The following is a 16314-nucleotide window of genomic DNA, read 5'->3' as shown; positions in this document are numbered from 1 at the left end:
CGAGAGCGGAACGATCGAGTCGGAATAAGACCGATCGTTCACAGCGTCCTCGCTGTGCGCCACCCGGCTAAGGGTGGACTTTTTTCAAAGGAACCTCGACCATCCGAAGATGGACGGGGTATCAACTAATCTGGCGTTGATTTTTGGCACGCTGTTGAGTTCTCAAGGAACGGACGCTTCCTTTGTACTCACCCTCTCGGGCTTTCCTCCGGGCTTCCCTTCGTTCTTGCGTTTCCGACTCTATCAGATCTTTCCGATCCGATTTCCTCGGTGCTTTCCGGTCCCTTTCGCTTTCGCTCTTGGGCCTTTCAGCGGTTCCGACTTTATCAGAAGTTCTGAGTCGGTATTTCCGCCTCCCGTTCAGCTGTTCCGGCGCACGTCGGCGCCGGGGCTTCCCGGTCTGGCGGAGCCGTAAACGTACTGGAGCGGGGCGCCCCGATGCAAATCGAGGGGCCCCGCTCCGGTGTTGCGCTGGTCAGACCTCTACGACGACCGGGAGGATCATCGGGCGCCGGCGGTAGGTGTCGGAGACCCACTTGCCGACGGTGCGGCGGATCAGCTGCTGGAGCTGGTGGGGTTCGACGACGCCGTCCTGGGCCGACTTGTTCAGGACCTGGTCGACCTTGGGGATCACGGCGTCGAACGCCGAGTCCTCGATGCCGGACCCGCGGGCGTGGATGTTCGGGCCGCTCACGATCTTGCCGGTCGAGGAGTCCACGACCACGAAGACCGAGATGATGCCCTCGTCGCCCAGGATGCGGCGGTCCTTGAGGTGGGCCTCCGTCACGTCGCCGACCGAGAGGCCGTCGACGTACACGTAGCCCGCCTGGACCTTGCCGGTGATCCGGGCGCGGCCGTCGATCAGGTCGACGACGACGCCGTCCTCGGCGATGACGATGTGGTCCTTGGGGATACCCGTCATCGCGCCGAGCTCGGCGTTGGCGCGCAGGTGGCGCCATTCGCCGTGGACCGGCATGAGGTTCTTCGGTCGGCAGATGTTGTAGAAGTACAGCAGCTCGCCGGCCGAGGCGTGGCCCGAGACGTGGACCTTGGCGTTGCCCTTGTGGACCACGTTCGCGCCCCAGCGGGTCAGGCCGTTGATCACGCGGTAGACCGCGTTCTCGTTGCCCGGGATGAGGGACGAGGCCAGGATGACCGTGTCGCCGGGGACGATCCGGATCTGGTGGTCGCGGTTGGCCATGCGGGACAGGGCCGCCATGGGCTCGCCCTGCGAGCCCGTGCAGACGAGCACGACCTCGTCGTCCGGCAGGTCGTCGAGGGTCTTCACGTCCACGACGAGACCCGCAGGGACCTTGAGGTAGCCCAGGTCACGGGCGATGCCCATGTTGCGGACCATCGAGCGGCCGACGAAGGCGACCCGGCGGCCGTACTCGTGGGCGGCGTCGAGGATCTGCTGAATGCGGTGCACGTGGCTGGCGAAGCTGGCCACGATGATGCGCTTCTGGGCGTTCGCGAAGACCGTGCGCAGGACGTTGGAGATGTCCTTCTCCGGCGGGACGAAGCCCGGGACCTCGGCGTTGGTGGAGTCCGAGAGGAGGAGGTCGATGCCCTCCTCACTCAGACGCGCGAACGCGTGCAGGTCCGTGAGGCGGCCGTCCAGCGGGAGCTGGTCCATCTTGAAGTCGCCGGTGGCGACGGCCATGCCCGCAGGAGTGCGGATGGCCACCGCGAGGGCGTCCGGGATGGAGTGGTTGACCGCGATGAACTCGCAGTCGAACGAACCCAGGATCTCCCGGTCGCCTTCCTTCACCTCAAGGGTGTAAGGGCGGATGCGGTGCTCCTGGAGCTTGGCCTCGATCAGCGCGAGGGTCAGCTTGGAGCCGATCAGCGGGATGTCCGGCTTGAGCCGGAGCAGGTAGGGGACGGCACCGATGTGGTCCTCGTGGCCGTGCGTGAGCACGATGCCTTCGATGTCGTCGAGACGGTCCCGAATGATGGTGAAGTCGGGAAGGATCAGGTCGACGCCCGGCTGCTCCTCTTCGGGGAAGAGGACGCCGCAGTCGACGATGAGCAGACGGCCGTCGAACTCGAAGACCGTCATGTTCCGGCCGATTTCGCCGAGCCCGCCGAGCGGGGTGACGCGCAGGGCGCCCTTCGGCAGCTTCGGCGGAGCGCCGAGTTCAGGATGCGGATGACTCAAAAGACTCTCCTCACCACGCGCGCCACGTACCGCTCGGCCCGTGGCGCGCATGACATTCGTGCACTTGCTGTTGTCAGTGTTCAGTTGTGAAGTCCGTTGTCAGAGTTCTACCCCGCCGGCGGCCAGGTCGACCTTGAGCTGGTCGGTCTCCTCGGGAGAGAGCTCCACGAGCGGGAGACGCAGCGGGCCGGCCGGGAGGCCCTGGAGGGCGAGGGCGGCCTTGGTCGTCATGACGCCCTGGGTGCGGAACATGCCGGTGTAGACCGGCAGCAGCTTCTGGTGGATCTCGGTGGCCTTCTGGACCTCGCCGGCCAGGTGGGCTTCGAGGAGGGCGCGGAGGTCCGGCGTCACGACGTGGCCGACGACGGAGACGAAGCCGCAGGCGCCCACGGAAAGCAGCGGCAGGTTGAGCATGTCGTCGCCGGAGTACCAGGCGAGGCCGGAGCGGGCGATGGCCCAGCTGGCGCGGCCGAGGTCGCCCTTGGCGTCCTTGTTGGCGACGATCCGCGGGTGTTCGGCGAGGCGGACGATCGTCTCGGTGTCGATCGGGACGCCGCTGCGGCCGGGGATGTCGTAGAGCATGACCGGCAGCTCGGTGGCGTCGGCGATGGCCGAGAAGTGTCGGCGGAGGCCCTCCTGCGAGGGCTTGTTGTAGTACGGCGTCACGGCGAGCAGGCCGTGGGCGCCGTCGCGCTCGGCGGTGCGGGCGAGCTCGACGGAGTGGTGGGTGTCGTTGGTGCCGATGCCGGCGACGATGTGGGCGCGGTCTCCGACCGCCTCCAGCACAGCTCGTACCAGCTCCGATTTCTCCGCGTCGCTGGTGGTGGGGGACTCGCCGGTGGTGCCGTTGACGACGAGACCGTCGTTGCCTGCGTCCACGAGGTGGGTGGCCAGTCGCTGGGCACCGTCGAGGTCGAGTGCGCCGTCCGCCGTGAAGGGCGTGACCATGGCGGTGAGGACCCGCCCGAAGGGGGTCTGCGGAGTGGAGATCGGAGCCATGGGTAACACGCTACTCGCTGCTCAGCGCCGGGTGTCCCCGAGGGGGGACAGGAGAAGAGGAGCCCGGCACTGCCTGCTCGGGGGTTCAGGCAGTGCCGGGTCCGTTTGATCAGCCTAGATGAACTTCCTGAAACGCCGCAATACGGACACTTCGCATGAGCGTTTCGGACATGTGTGCCCTACGGGGCCACACGGCCGTTCTTGTTGAAGGCGGCGTGGGTCAGCGGCATCAGCCGGGCCCAGTGCTCTTCCATCTTCTCGCCGACCATCTCGATCTCCCGCTGCGGGAAGGACGGGACCGCGGCCAGCTCGTGCTGGGTGCGCAGGCCCAGGAAGTGCATGAGCGAGCGCGCGTTGCACGTGGCGTACATCGAGGAGAAGAGGCCGACGGGGAGGACCGAGCGGGCGACCTCGCGGGCGACGCCGGCGGCCAGCATCTCCTGGTAGGTGGCGTACGCCGTCCGGTACGACTCCTCCATCGTGCGGCTGACGACGTCGTGCTGCTCCTGGGTGCCCTCGACGAAGACGTACTTGCCGGGGCGACCCTCCTGGACCAGCTTGCGGGAGGTGTCCGGGACGTAGAAGACCGGCTGGAGCTCCCTGTAGCGACCCGATTCCTCGTTGTACGACCAGCCCACGCGGTGCCGCATGAACTCGCGGAACACGAAGATCGGGGCGCTGATGAAGAAGGTCATCGAGTTGTGCTCGAACGGGCTGCCGTGGCGGTCCCGCATCAGGTAGTTGATCAGGCCCTTCGAACGCTCCGGGTCCTTCTGGAGCTCTTCGAGGGACTGCTCACCCGCCGTGGACACACGCGCCGCCCAGAGGACGTCGGAATCGCTCGCCGCGCTCTTGACCAGATCAACGGTGACGTCGCTCCGGAAGTCGATCTTCACGTTCTCGGTGGGGCTGTCGGTCACCAGCGGTCCTTCCAGTCGGCTGTTGCAGTCGCCCACTCTAACGACGTCCTCCCCGAGGACGAGATTCGGCCTCTTTAGTGAAATAGGGCACCAAAAGGTCCTTTCCGTCGTCTCTACTCATGAAGCACGTCGATCGACAGAGGAGAGTGGCCCTGATGTTCCGCCGGAGAGAGGCCGTACCGTTCGCGTTCGTCGCGGAGGCCGACCATTTCCGCAGTAACGTCACTCCGCCACCCCGGGAGCGCCTCAACGCCTCGCAGATCGTGGGTCGTACCCTGATCGGGCTGACCGTCGTGGCGGGCCTCGTCGGATCGCTGATCTTCGGTATGCCGTCCCTCCAGTCGGGGGACTCCGCCACTCGTCAGCAGCAGTCCGAGGCCTCCGACAACCGCTGAGGTAGCCTCACCGGGCACCGCCCCTTCGAGCGTGCTTGTGAGTGAGGACCTGTCGTGCCCCTGCCCTTCCTGACGGCCGACCGTGCTTTTGACACGACCGACCATGTCGCCCTGCCGTTCGACGACCACGATCAGTGGCGTCGTCCGTACCGGCCGGGGTCGTGGCGTGTCGGAGTGGCAGCGCTCGCGCTGCTGCTCGCGTCGTTCGTGCTGCTGGCCGCCGTGATCATCGTCGCCGCCGGGGGCTTCGCCGCGGCGGGCGTGACGCTCGGGCTCGCGGTGCTCGTCATCCTCGCGGCCCTGCGGATGCTCCGTATGGGCACATGGGTGAGCCGCGCCGGCGTGCGGCGCGTGGGCTTCCTCAAGACCGTCACCGTGCCGTGGGCGAAGGTGACCTTCGTACGAACCGCGCAGCAGCCGGTGCGCTGGCTGGGGCTCCCCCGGACCGTCCAGGGCCAGGCCCTGGTGCTCGGCCGGCAGGGTGGTGAGCAGCTGCTGCTGCTCACCGACCACAATGCCGACTTCCTCTCCCGGGTCGAGGCCTTCGACCGCGCGGCCGACACGGTCGAGGCCTGGAACGCCGAGTACGGCGTCGTCCCGGCCGCTACGCGCTGACCGTACGTCCCTCGTGGAGGGCGATGGCCCGCTGCATCGCCTTGCGGGCCCTCGGAGTGTCGCGGGCGTCGTGATAGGCGACCGCGAGCCGGAACCAGCAGCGCCAGTCCCCCGGTGAGTCCTCCGTCTCGGCCTTGCGCCGCGCGAAGACCTCGTCGGCCGAGTCGCGGTCGATGCGGCCGCCCTCCGTGCGCTTCAGCTCGTCGACGGGCAGGCCGCCCTCGGCCTCCAGCTCGGTGGCGAGGCGGCCCGCCTGCCGGGCGAAGCGGGTGTTCTTCCAGAGGAACCAGCCGCCGACGGCGGGCAGCAGGAACGCCACCGCGCCCATGCCCATGGCAGCCGGCTCGCCCGTGAGGAGCAGCAGCACGCCCTCCATCGCCACCACGCCGAAGACGAGGACGAGGACGGTGGCCAGGAAGACGTACGTGATCTTTCCGCCCATGGCCGTCAGCCCAGGTCCAGGAAGTGCTCCAGGCCGAAGGTGAGGCCCGGAGCGGTGGTCACGCGGCGGGCGCCCAGGAGGATGCCCGGCATGAAGCTGGAGTGGTGCAGCGAGTCGTGGCGGACGGTGAGGGTCTCGCCCTCGCCGCCGAGCAGGACCTCCTGGTGGGCCAGGAGGCCCGCCAGCCGTACGGAGTGGACGCGAACGCCGTCGACGTCGGCGCCGCGCGCGCCCTCCAGGCCCGTCGCCGTGGAGTCCGGCTGGGCGCCGAGGCCGGCCTCGGCTCGGGCCGCGGCGATCAGCTGCGCCGTACGGGTGGCGGTGCCCGAGGGGGCGTCCACCTTGTGCGGGTGGTGCAGCTCGACGACCTCGACCGACTCGAAGTACGGGGCCGCGATCTGCGCGAACTTCATGGTGAGGACCGCGCCGATGGAGAAGTTCGGGGCGATGAGGACACCGGTCTCCGGGGAGGCCGCGAGCCAGGTCCGCAGCTGCGCGAGGCGCTCCTCGGTCCAGCCGGTGGTGCCGACGACCGCGTGGATGCCGTGGCGCACGCAGAAGTCGAGGTTCTCCATGACCGAGGCCGGGGTGGTCAGCTCGACGACGACCTGGGCTCCCGCCTCGACGAGCGTCTCCAGCTTGTCGCCCCGGCCGAGGGCGGCGACCAGTTCCATGTCCTCGGCGGCCTCGACGGCCCTGACCGCCTCGGAGCCGATACGGCCCTGGGCTCCGAGGACCGCCACGCGCAGCTTGCTCATTGATCTTCCTTAAGGGGCTCGAAATCAGGAGACCGCTTGGTGGAGGCGGTCCGCCTGCTTGTCCTTCAGCGGGCCTATCACCGACAGGGAGGGCCGCTGGTCCAGTACATCGCGGGCGACGGCCCGGACGTCGTCCGGGGTGACCGCGGCGATCCGGGTGAGCATGTCGTCGACCGACATCTGGGTTCCCCAGCACAGCTCGCTCTTGCCGATGCGGTTCATGAGCGCGCCGGTGTCCTCGAGACCCAGGACGGTCGAGCCGGAGAGCTGGCCGACGGCGCGGACGATCTCCTCGTCCGTGAGGCCGTCGGAGGCGACCTTGTCGAGCTCGTCACGGCAGATCTTCAGCACGTCGTGGACCTGGCTGGGGCGGCAGCCCGCGTACACGCCGAAGAGGCCGCAGTCGGCGAAGCCCGAGGTGTACGAGTACACGCTGTAGGCCAGGCCGCGCTTCTCGCGGACCTCCTGGAAGAGGCGGGAGGACATGCCGCCGCCGAGGGCGGTGTTCAGCACGCCGAGGGCCCAGCGACGCTCGTCGGTGCGGGCCAGGCCCGGCATGCCGAGGACCACGTGGGCCTGCTCGGTCCTGCGGTTCAGGTGCTCGACGCGGCCCGCCGTGCGGATGGTGCGCCGGCCGTCGCGGGGGGCGACGGGGACGGCGTCGGTACGGGTCAGGGCGCCGGCCTTCTCGAAGGCGCGGCGGACCTGGCGTACCACCGTGGCGTGGTCGACGTTGCCGGCGGCGGCGACGACCAGGTGGGTCGGGTCGTAGTGCTTCTTGTAGAAGCGGGCGATCTGGCCGCGGGTGAGCGCGTTGACCGTGTCGACGGTGCCGAGGACCGGGCGGCCCAGCGGGGTGTCGCCGAACATCGTCTGCGCGAAGAGGTCGTGCACGACGTCACCGGGGTCGTCCTCGGTCATCGCGATCTCTTCGAGGATGACTCCCCGCTCGGCGTCCACGTCCTCTTCGAGGACGAGGGCCCCGGTGAGCATGTCGCAGACGACGTCGATCGCCAGCGGCAGGTCGGTGTCGAGGACCCGGGCGTAGTAGCAGGTGTACTCCTTCGCCGTGAAGGCGTTCATCTCGCCGCCGACCGCGTCGATCGCGGCGGAGATGTCGAGGGCGGACCGCTTGCGGGTGCCCTTGAAGAGGAGGTGCTCCAGGTAGTGGGTCGCGCCGTTGAGGCTCGGCGTCTCGTCGCGGGAGCCGACGTGCGCCCAGATGCCGAAGGTGGCGGAGCGCACGGAGGGCAGGGTCTCGGTGACGATCCGCAGGCCGCCGGGGAGGGTCGTGCGGCGGACCGTGCCGATGCCGTCCTTGCCCGGGAGAAGCGTTTGGGTACGGGCGACGGCCCGCCCCTCCGAAGAGGGGCGGGCCGTCGTCACGGAACTACGGGACGTCACTGGTCGGTGTCGTCCTTCGCGTCAGCAGCGTCCTCGTCCGCGATCACGGGGATCAGGGAGAGCTTGCCGCGCTGGTCGATCTCGGCGATCTCGACCTGGACCTTGGAGCCGATCGCCAGCACGTCCTCGACGTTCTCCACGCGCTTGCCACCGGCGAGCTTGCGGATCTGCGAGATGTGCAGCAGACCGTCCTTGCCGGGCATCAGGGAGACGAAGGCACCGAAGGTGGTGGTCTTGACGACCGTACCCAGGTAGCGCTCGCCGACCTCCGGCATGGTCGGGTTGGCGATCGCGTTGATCGTGGCGCGGGCGGCCTCGGCCTGCGAGCCCTGCTGGGCACCGATGTAGATGGTGCCGTCGTCCTCGATCGTGATGTCGGCGCCGGTGTCCTCCTGGATCTGGTTGATCATCTTGCCCTTGGGGCCGATGACCTCACCGATCTTGTCCACCGGGATCTTGACGGTGATGATGCGCGGCGCGTTCGGGGACATCTCGTCCGGAACGTCGATCGCCTCGTTCATCACGTCGAGGATGTGCAGACGCGCGTCACGGGCCTGCTTCAGCGCGGCGGCCAGGACCGAGGCGGGGATGCCGTCGAGCTTGGTGTCGAGCTGGAGCGCGGTCACGAACTGCTTCGTACCGGCGACCTTGAAGTCCATGTCGCCGAAGGCGTCCTCGGCACCGAGGATGTCGGTGAGGGCGACGTAGTGCGTCTTGCCGTCGATCTCCTCGGAGATCAGACCCATGGCGATACCGGCGACGGCGGCCTTGAGGGGCACACCGGCGTTCAGCAGGGACATGGTGGAGGCGCAGACCGAGCCCATGGACGTCGAGCCGTTGGAGCCGAGGGCCTCGGACACCTGACGGATCGCGTAGGGGAACTCCTCGCGGGTCGGGAGGACCGGCACGATGGCGCGCTCGGCGAGCGCGCCGTGGCCGATCTCGCGGCGCTTGGGCGAGCCCACGCGGCCGGTCTCGCCGACGGAGTACGGCGGGAAGTTGTAGTTGTGCATGTAGCGCTTGCGGGTCACCGGGGAGAGGGTGTCCAGCTGCTGCTCCATGCGGAGCATGTTGAGGGTGGTGACGCCCAGGATCTGGGTCTCGCCACGCTCGAACAGCGCCGAGCCGTGCACACGCGGGATGGCCTCGACCTCGGCCGCGAGCGTACGGATGTCCGTGAGGCCACGGCCGTCGATGCGGACCTTGTCCTTGATGACGCGCTCGCGGACCAGCTTCTTGGTCAGCGCGCGGTAGGCACCGGCGATCTCCTTCTCGCGGCCCTCGAAGGCCGGGAGGAGCTTCTCGGCGGCGAGCTCCTTGATGCGGTCGAGCTCGGCCTCGCGGTCCTGCTTGCCGGCGATGGTGAGCGCCTTGGTGAGCTCACCCTTGACGGCGGCGGTGAGCGCCTCCAGGACGTCGTCCTGGTAGTCCAGGAAGACCGGGAACTCGCCGGTGGGCTTGGCGGCCTTGGCGGCGAGGTCCGACTGGGCCTTGCAGAGCGCCTTGATGAAGGGCTTCGCGGCTTCGAGGCCGGCGGCGACGATCTCCTCGGTGGGAGCCTCCGCGCCGTCCGCGACGAGCTGGATGGTCTTCTCGGTGGCCTCGGCCTCGACCATCATGATCGCGACGTCGCCGTCCTCCAGGACGCGACCGGCGACCACCATGTCGAAGACCGCGTCCTCGAGCTCGGTGTGCGTCGGGAAGGCGACCCACTGGCCCTTGATCAGGGCGACGCGGGTGGCGCCGATGGGGCCGGAGAAGGGCAGGCCCGCCAGGATCGTGGAAGCGGAGGCGGCGTTGATCGCGACCACGTCGTACAGGTGGTCGGGGTTGAGCGCCATGATCGTCTCGACGATCTGGATCTCGTTGCGCAGGCCCTTCTTGAAGGAGGGGCGCAGCGGCCGGTCGATCAGGCGGCAGGTGAGGATCGCGTCCTCGGAGGGGCGGCCCTCCCGGCGGAAGAAGGAGCCGGGGATCTTGCCGGCCGCGTACTGCCGCTCCTCGACGTCCACCGTGAGGGGGAAGAAGTCGAGCTGGTCCTTGGGGCGCTTCGAGGCGGTGGTCGCCGAGAGGACCATCGTGTCGTCGTCCAGGTAGGCGACGGCGGAGCCGGCGGCCTGCTTGGCGAGACGGCCCGTCTCGAAGCGGATGGTGCGGGTACCGAAGGTGCCGTTGTCGATGACGGCCTCGGCGTAGTGGGTCTCGTTCTCCACTAGTGGTTTCTCCTACGTGTTCGTCTTTGCGTCCGGGGCCCGTGTGGCCGGGGACGGTGTCGACGGGGCGGAGAGACGCGCCTTGGGTGCGGGCCGGTCTTCGATCGAAGCACCCGGCATGTTCCGGGGGCCACTACCGAGGACCGGCGGCGAGCCGGCGGCTCCTCGCTCGTCCGTCGTATGGGGTTGTGCGACCAGACTAAGTGCCTGTGTGCACTTTGTGCACGTACAGCAAAGGGAGCGGCCCCCTGAAAGTGGGAACCGCTCCCTTCACGGCGTCTTTACTTGGCGCCGCCGGCCGCACCGCGGCGGATGCCGAGGCGGTCGACCAGGGCACGGAAGCGCTGGATGTCCTTCTTGGCCAGGTACTGCAGCAGGCGGCGGCGCTGGCCGACCAGGATCAGCAGACCACGACGGGAGTGGTGGTCGTGCTTGTGCTGCTTGAGGTGCTCGGTCAGGTCCGAGATGCGACGGGAAAGCATGGCGACCTGGACCTCGGGGGAGCCGGTGTCGCCCTCCTTCTGGCCGAACTCGGTCATGATCTGCTTCTTGACAGCGGCGTCGAGAGCCACGCTGATCTCCTCTTAGTGGTTCGTGCGTCCGCGAGTGCCCCTGGTCTAGATCTCAGGGGAAGCTTCCGTGACTACGCGGGCGAAGGTCCGATGGGCGCAGCTTCCAGAAGCTTCGAGGGCTTCCGAGAGCGCGTACACAAACGGCCGTCACACAGCGTACCAGTTCGGCGGAGCGGGCCCGTCGCCTTTACCACCCCGCCCCTACTTGCTGGTCAGCGACCGGACCGCCATGAAGACGTCGAGGACGGCGAGGCAGAGGGGGACGAGGGAGAGGAGGACGAAGCCCTCGGCGAGGTCGAGGAGCCGGCCCCAGAAGGGCGAGAGGCCCTTCCTCGGGATGATCAGGCCGATCGCGGTGATCAGCGCGGCGCCGGCGGCCACGGAGGCGGTGAGCCAGATCGTACGGATGTCGAGGCCGCCGCGGTCCCCGTACATGAGGAGGTCCTTGACCAGGTCCACCGGCGGGTTGAGGGAGAGGCCGAGGACCAGCAGGGCGATGGCGGCGATGCCGGCGACCAGGACGCAGGCGACCTGCGAGGTGTAGCGGAAGAGTCGGGCGCGGAGCAGCATCGCCAGGCCGGCGGCGAGGGCGAGGAGCTGCCCCCAGAAGTTCCCGGCGAAGCCGAGGACGGCGGCGGAGCCGACGACGACGGCCGCGCAGCCGCCGACCAGGCCGAGGAGCATCTCGTGGCCGCGGCGGGCCTGGAGCGCGATGCGCTCGCCGTCGACGGGGTGGGCGTCGTCGCCGTTCTGGTGCTGGACGTCGCCGAGGAACTCGTCGTCGGCGGCGCTGCGCGGCGTGGCGTAGCCGATGGGGAGCCGGGCGAAGCGGGCGGAGAGGCCCGGCAGGAAGGCGACCAGGCCGATGGCGACGGGGGCGCAGACGGCGGCGGTCTCGGTGGCGGAGCTCTCGGTGAGGATCGCCACGAAGGTGGCGAGGGTGCCGACGGTGGCGAGGAAGGTGGCGGCGACGAAGGGGGCGTCTCCGCTGGGGGTGAGCGCGACGAGGGCCACCGAGGCGACGAGGACCGTGACGCAGCCCAGCAGGAACTGGAGGCGGCCGGGGCCCTGGCCGGCGTCGGGGCCGACGATGCCGGAGCCGGCGATGAGCAGCAGGGGCAGGGCGCCCAGGCCGAGGGCGACGGCGGTCGCCCGGTCCCCGTAGACGCGGGCGCGGACACCGGCGAAGGCGGTGAGGAGCAGGCCCGCGCCGCCCGCGATGATCCCTGGCAGGCTGTGCATGTCGTGGCGGACCGGGTCCGCGAACCACAGGACGAAGCCCATGAGGACGAGCAGCAGCACTCCGCCGACGAGTCCGGCGCCGCGGAGCAGCTCGTCGCCCCACAGGTGCCGGTCCCGGGTGACCGCGGAGGCGACGGCGTCGGAGACGTCGTCGTAGACGGCGGGCGGCAGGGACTGGGCGAAGGGGCGCAGGGAGAGCACCTCGCCGTCGAGGACCTGCTGGGCGGCGAGGGTGCGGGCGCCGTCGAGGACGGAGCCGTCGCGGCGGACCAGGTGGTAACCGGTGGGGGTGCCCGCCGTTTGCGTCTGCCCGGTGAGCCGCAGGATCTCCGGGTAGACGTCGGCGACGGCGATGTCCTCGGGGAGCGCGACGTCGATGCGGCTGTCCGGCGCCACGACGGTGACGCGGCAGAAACCGGTCGCTGCGGTCGTACTCACGTGTCTGGACCCCCTGATTCGCGGTTGCGCACGATGCGCGCGCCACCCTACCGGGGACGGCCGGTGGGGGCTGCAAGTAGGATCGCCGTCCCATGGGGGAAGTCCGCGCGCTCGGCTGCCGACAGGGGTGCCGGCGCGGATGCTCCCGCCACGAGCCCGCCTCCTACGAGGGATTGATGCGCCGGTGAGCCAGATCGTCGTCAAACGCCCGCCGAGGGCGCTTCCGCCGGAAGTGCCCGGTGAGGAACTGGTCCTGGAGTCTCCGCCGGAACTTCCGCGGGGGCAGCAGGAGTCGGCGTTGATGCAGCTCCTGCCGATGCTCGGCATGGGTTCGTCGGTGGTCTTCTTCTTCATGACGCCGTCGCCGATCATGCGGATCATGGGCGTGCTGATGCTGGCGTCGACGGTCGCGATGGCCGTCGCCCAGTTCGTCAGATTCCGTCGCGGTACGCAGGGGCAAATGTCCGATGTCCGCCGCGACTACCTCAAATACCTCGCGCAGACTCGGCGTACGGTCCGGCGCACGGCCCGGAAGCAGCGGGACGCGCAGTTGTATCTGCACCCTTCCCCCGAGCAGCTCTGGTCGGTCGTCGCCGAGGGTTCGCGGGTATGGGAACGCCGGGTGGGCGACCACGACTTCGGGCAGGCGCGGATCGGGCTCGGGGCGCAGCAGCTGTCGACGCCGCTGGTGGCGCCGGACACGGCTCCGGTGGACGAGCTGGAGCCGCTGTGCGCGGGGGCGATGCAGCAGTTCCTCGCGGTACACGGCACCTTGGACGGACTGCCGATGGCGGTCTCGATGCGGGCGTTCTACCACGTGACGGTCTCGGGCGAGGCGGAGTCGGCGCAGGCCGTGGCGCGGGCCCTGGTCGCGCAGTTGGTGACGCTGCACTCCCCCGATGACCTGATGGTCGCGGTGGTCGCGGCGCGGGCTTCGCAGGAGCGGTGGGACTGGACGAAGTGGCTGCCGCACACCCAGGTGCCGGGGCAGGTCGACGGAGCCGGGACGAAGCGGCTGTTCGGTGACGACCTCGGCGAGCTGGAGAACCTGATCCGCTCGAAGCTCGACGGGCGGCCGCGGTTCTCCCGGGACAACCAGCCCGTCCTCGACCAGCCGCACGTGGTCGTGGTCCTGGACGGCGGCATGGTGCCCCCCGACTCCCTGTTCGCGGCGGCCGAGGGGCTGCAGGGCGTGACGATCGTGGAGGTCGTCTCGGGCGAGCTCGACGAGCCGCGCGGTGGGCTCTCGGTGGTGGTACGACCGGGCCGGCTGAGTCTGGAGTTCGGCGGCGGCTTCGCGTACGAGGGGCTGCCGGACGGCATCTCGCTGCCCGCCGCCGAGGCGCTGGCCCGTCAGCTGGCACCGCTGCGGATGGGCGGCGGGGACGACGACGAGCCGCTGCTCGCCAATCTGGACTTCACGGACCTGCTGAACCTCGGGGACGCCGAGTCGGTGGACGTGGCGCGGACGTGGCGGCCCCGGACGGTCGCCGAGCGGCTCCGGGTGCCGATCGGTGTCGGCGAGGACGGCCAGCCGGTCATGCTGGACCTGAAGGAGGCCGCGCAGGAGGGCATGGGCCCGCACGGTCTGTGCGTGGGCGCGACGGGCTCCGGCAAGTCGGAGCTGCTGCGGACGCTCGTACTCGGTCTCGCGGTGACGCACTCCTCGGAGACGCTGAACTTCGTCCTCGCGGACTTCAAGGGTGGCGCGACCTTCGCCGGCATGTCGCAGATGCCGCACGTGGCGGCGGTCATCACCAACCTGTCGGACGACCTGACGCTGGTCGACCGCATGGGTGACGCGATCCGCGGCGAGCTGCAGCGGCGCCAGGAGCTGCTGCGCTCGGCGGGCAACTACGCCAACATCCACGACTACGAGAAGGCGCGGGCGGCGGGTGCCCCGCTGGAGCCGCTGGCCTCGCTGGTCCTGGTGATCGACGAGTTCTCCGAGCTCCTCACCGCCAAGCCGGACTTCATCGACATGTTCATCCAGATCGGCCGCATCGGCCGTTCGCTGGGTGTGCACCTGCTCCTCGCCTCGCAGCGCCTGGAGGAGGGCAAGCTGCGCGGACTCGACACGTACCTCTCGTACCGGATCGGTCTGCGGACCTTCTCGGCGGCGGAGTCGCGGACGGCGATCGGTGTGCCGGACGCGTACCACCTGCCCTCGGTGCCCGGTTCGGGCTATCTGAAGTTCGGTACGGACGAGATGACCCGCTTCAAGGCGGCGTACGTCTCGGGGACGCACCGGTCGGGCGGGCCGCGTCTGGAGATCGGGCAGATGCCGGTGGAGCGGCGGCCCGCGGTGTTCACGGCGTCGCCGGTGCCGGTGGTGTACGCGGCTCCGGACCCGGCGTACCTGGCGGAGCGGCGGGCGGAGGAGGACGACGCGCTCGCGGACACCGTCCTCGACGTGATCGTGCGCCGGCTGGAGGGCCAGGGCGTGCCGGCGCACCAGGTGTGGCTGCCGCCGCTCGACCAGGCGCCCTCGCTGGACCAGCTGCTTCCCGGGCTCGCGCAGACGGCGGATCGGGGGCTCACGGCGACGGAGTACACGCGGCAGGGCGGCCTCACGGTCCCGCTCGGCCTCATCGACAAGCCGTTCGAGCAGCGGCGCGAGGTGCTGTACCGGGACTTCTCCGGCGCGGCCGGTCACATGATGGTGGTCGGCGGTCCGCAGTCCGGGAAGTCGACGCTGATGCGGACGCTCGTCTCGGCGTTCGCGCTCACCCACACCCCGGCCGAAGTGCAGTTCTACTGCCTCGACTTCGGTGGTGGCGGCATGAACTCGCTCGCCGACCTGCCGCACGTCGGCGGGGTGGCGTCGCGGCTCGACCCGGAGCGGGTGCGGCGGACGGTCGCGGAGGTGATGGGGGTCCTCAACCGGCGGGAGGAGTTCTTCCGTTCGCACTCCATCGACTCGATCGCCACCTACCGGCGCAAGCGCGCGGCGGGTGAACTGCCGGGCGAGGCCTGGGGTGACGTCTTCCTGGTCGTGGACGGCTGGGGCGGCTTCCGCAACGACTACGACATGCTGGAGCCGATCGTCGCCGACATCGCGGCGCGCGGTCTGGGCTACGGCATCCACGTGGTGATCACCGCCTCCCGGTACATGGAGGTGCGGGCGGCCCTCAAGGACCAGATGCTGGGCCGGCTCGAACTGCGGCTCGGTGACGTCATGGACTCCGAGTTCGACCGCAAGGTCGCGGCGAACGTGCCGCCCGGGGTGCCGGGGCGCGGTCAGGTGGCGGAGAAACTGCACTTCATGGGCGCGCTGCCGCGGATCGACGGGTCGAGCTCGTCGGCCGATCTCTCGGACGGCACGTCGGCGTTCGTCCGGGCCGTGAAGGCGAGCTGGACCGCGGCTCCGGCCCCGGCGGTGCGGCTGCTGCCGCGCAGGCTGCCGGCGGAGCAGCTGCCGAAGGGCTTCGAGTACCCGCAGCACGGCATCGCGATCGGCATCGACGAGACGAACCTGGAGCCGGTGTTCGTCGACTTCGAGTCGGATCCGTTCTTCCTGGTCTTCGGTGAGAGCGAGTCCGGAAAGACGGCGCTGCTGCGGCTGATCGCCAAGCAGCTGTGCGAGCGGTACACGCCGGAGCAGGCGCGGATCGTGGTCGGCGACTACCGGCGGACGATGCTGGAGGCGGTGGCGCCCTCGCACCTCCTGGAGTACGCGCCGATGGCCTCGGCCATGCAGATGCACATGGACGCCATCAGCACGGTGATGACGAAGCGTGCGCCGAAGCCGGACATCACTCCGCAGCAGCTGCGGGACCGGAGCTGGTGGTCGGGTCCTCAACTGTTCGTGCTGATCGACGACTTCGAGCTGGTGGCCACCAACTCGGGGAACCCGCTGGCCGTTCTCGTCGAGAACCTGCCGTTCGCGCGGGACGTCGGCATCCGGTTCATCGTGGCGCGGAGCGCCGCGGGAGCCTCGCGGGCGATGTACGAGCCGTTCATGCAGCGCATGAGGGAGCTGGGCGCGCAGGGCGTGCTGCTCTCCGGCGATCCGCAGGAGGGCGACATCCTCGGCAACGTCCGGGCGAGGCCGATGCCTCCGGGCCGGGGCACGTTCGTCTCGCGCAAGCGGGGGACGCCGTTGGTGCAGCTGGGATGGCTGCCCGAGCAGCACTGAGCGGAACGGTATTTCCC

The 16314-nt window shown here is 69.6% G+C and carries 12 protein-coding genes; 3 read left to right on the top strand and 9 right to left on the bottom strand.

Annotated features, from left to right (window positions below):
* Window positions 1-475 precede the first annotated feature (475 nt).
* The 3 genes from OG580_RS26600 to thyX all read right to left on the bottom strand — a co-directional run bounded on the left by OG580_RS26600 (window position 476) and on the right by thyX (window position 4080).
* Complete coding sequence (locus OG580_RS26600) at window positions 476-2161, bottom strand: ribonuclease J (RefSeq protein WP_267046176.1); 1686 nt, start codon at window positions 2159-2161, stop codon at window positions 476-478.
* A gap of 99 nt (window positions 2162-2260) precedes the next feature.
* Window positions 2261-3160: a 4-hydroxy-tetrahydrodipicolinate synthase gene (gene dapA / locus OG580_RS26595; RefSeq protein WP_267046175.1), complete on the bottom strand. Its 900-nt coding sequence runs from the start codon at window positions 3158-3160 to the stop codon at window positions 2261-2263.
* A gap of 179 nt (window positions 3161-3339) precedes the next feature.
* Window positions 3340-4080 carry an FAD-dependent thymidylate synthase gene (thyX, locus tag OG580_RS26590; RefSeq protein ID WP_267046174.1) on the bottom strand — a complete coding sequence of 247 codons (741 nt, stop codon included), beginning with the start codon at window positions 4078-4080 and terminating at the stop codon, window positions 3340-3342.
* Window positions 4081-4235: 155 nt separating this feature from the next.
* Between thyX and OG580_RS26585 the strand changes: the two genes are divergently transcribed.
* Together OG580_RS26585 and OG580_RS26580 are read left to right on the top strand one after the other, a co-directional pair.
* Window positions 4236-4475: a hypothetical protein gene (locus OG580_RS26585; protein ID WP_267046173.1), complete on the top strand. Its 240-nt coding sequence runs from the start codon at window positions 4236-4238 to the stop codon at window positions 4473-4475.
* Window positions 4476-4529: 54 nt separating this feature from the next.
* Window positions 4530-5090: a hypothetical protein gene (locus OG580_RS26580; protein ID WP_267046172.1), complete on the top strand. Its 561-nt coding sequence runs from the start codon at window positions 4530-4532 to the stop codon at window positions 5088-5090.
* Here OG580_RS26580 and OG580_RS26575 read toward each other — a convergent pair.
* The 6 genes from OG580_RS26575 to eccD form a co-directional block, all read right to left on the bottom strand.
* A complete protein-coding gene (locus OG580_RS26575; protein WP_267046171.1) occupies window positions 5080-5532 on the bottom strand; it encodes a hypothetical protein in 453 nt (150 codons plus the stop codon). The two genes, OG580_RS26580 and OG580_RS26575, sit on opposite strands and share 11 nt — an antisense overlap.
* Before the next feature lie 5 nt (window positions 5533-5537).
* A complete protein-coding gene (gene dapB / locus OG580_RS26570) occupies window positions 5538-6290 on the bottom strand; it encodes a 4-hydroxy-tetrahydrodipicolinate reductase (protein ID WP_267046170.1) in 753 nt (250 codons plus the stop codon).
* Window positions 6291-6314: 24 nt separating this feature from the next.
* A complete protein-coding gene (locus OG580_RS26565) occupies window positions 6315-7694 on the bottom strand; it encodes a pitrilysin family protein (RefSeq protein WP_267046169.1) in 1380 nt (459 codons plus the stop codon).
* A complete protein-coding gene (locus OG580_RS26560) occupies window positions 7691-9907 on the bottom strand; it encodes a polyribonucleotide nucleotidyltransferase (RefSeq protein ID WP_267046168.1) in 2217 nt (738 codons plus the stop codon). The genes OG580_RS26565 and OG580_RS26560 overlap by 4 nt, the downstream gene beginning before the upstream one ends.
* A gap of 281 nt (window positions 9908-10188) precedes the next feature.
* Window positions 10189-10479 carry a 30S ribosomal protein S15 gene (gene rpsO, locus OG580_RS26555; protein ID WP_024758243.1) on the bottom strand — a complete coding sequence of 97 codons (291 nt, stop codon included), beginning with the start codon at window positions 10477-10479 and terminating at the stop codon, window positions 10189-10191.
* 201 nt (window positions 10480-10680) lie between these two features.
* A complete protein-coding gene (gene eccD, locus OG580_RS26550) occupies window positions 10681-12159 on the bottom strand; it encodes a type VII secretion integral membrane protein EccD (protein WP_267046167.1) in 1479 nt (492 codons plus the stop codon).
* A 184-nt stretch (window positions 12160-12343) separates the two neighbouring features.
* On the opposite strand from eccD, the gene eccCa reads away from it, so the two are divergent.
* Window positions 12344-16297 carry a type VII secretion protein EccCa gene (eccCa, locus tag OG580_RS26545; protein WP_267046166.1) on the top strand — a complete coding sequence of 1318 codons (3954 nt, stop codon included), beginning with the start codon at window positions 12344-12346 and terminating at the stop codon, window positions 16295-16297.
* Window positions 16298-16314: the final 17 nt, after the last annotated feature.

This window comes from Streptomyces sp. NBC_00094, from assembly GCF_026343125.1.
Lineage (GTDB): Bacteria > Actinomycetota > Actinomycetes > Streptomycetales > Streptomycetaceae > Streptomyces.
The sequence above is the reverse complement of the archived record's forward strand: the minus strand, read 5'-3'. Positions and strand labels throughout refer to the sequence as shown.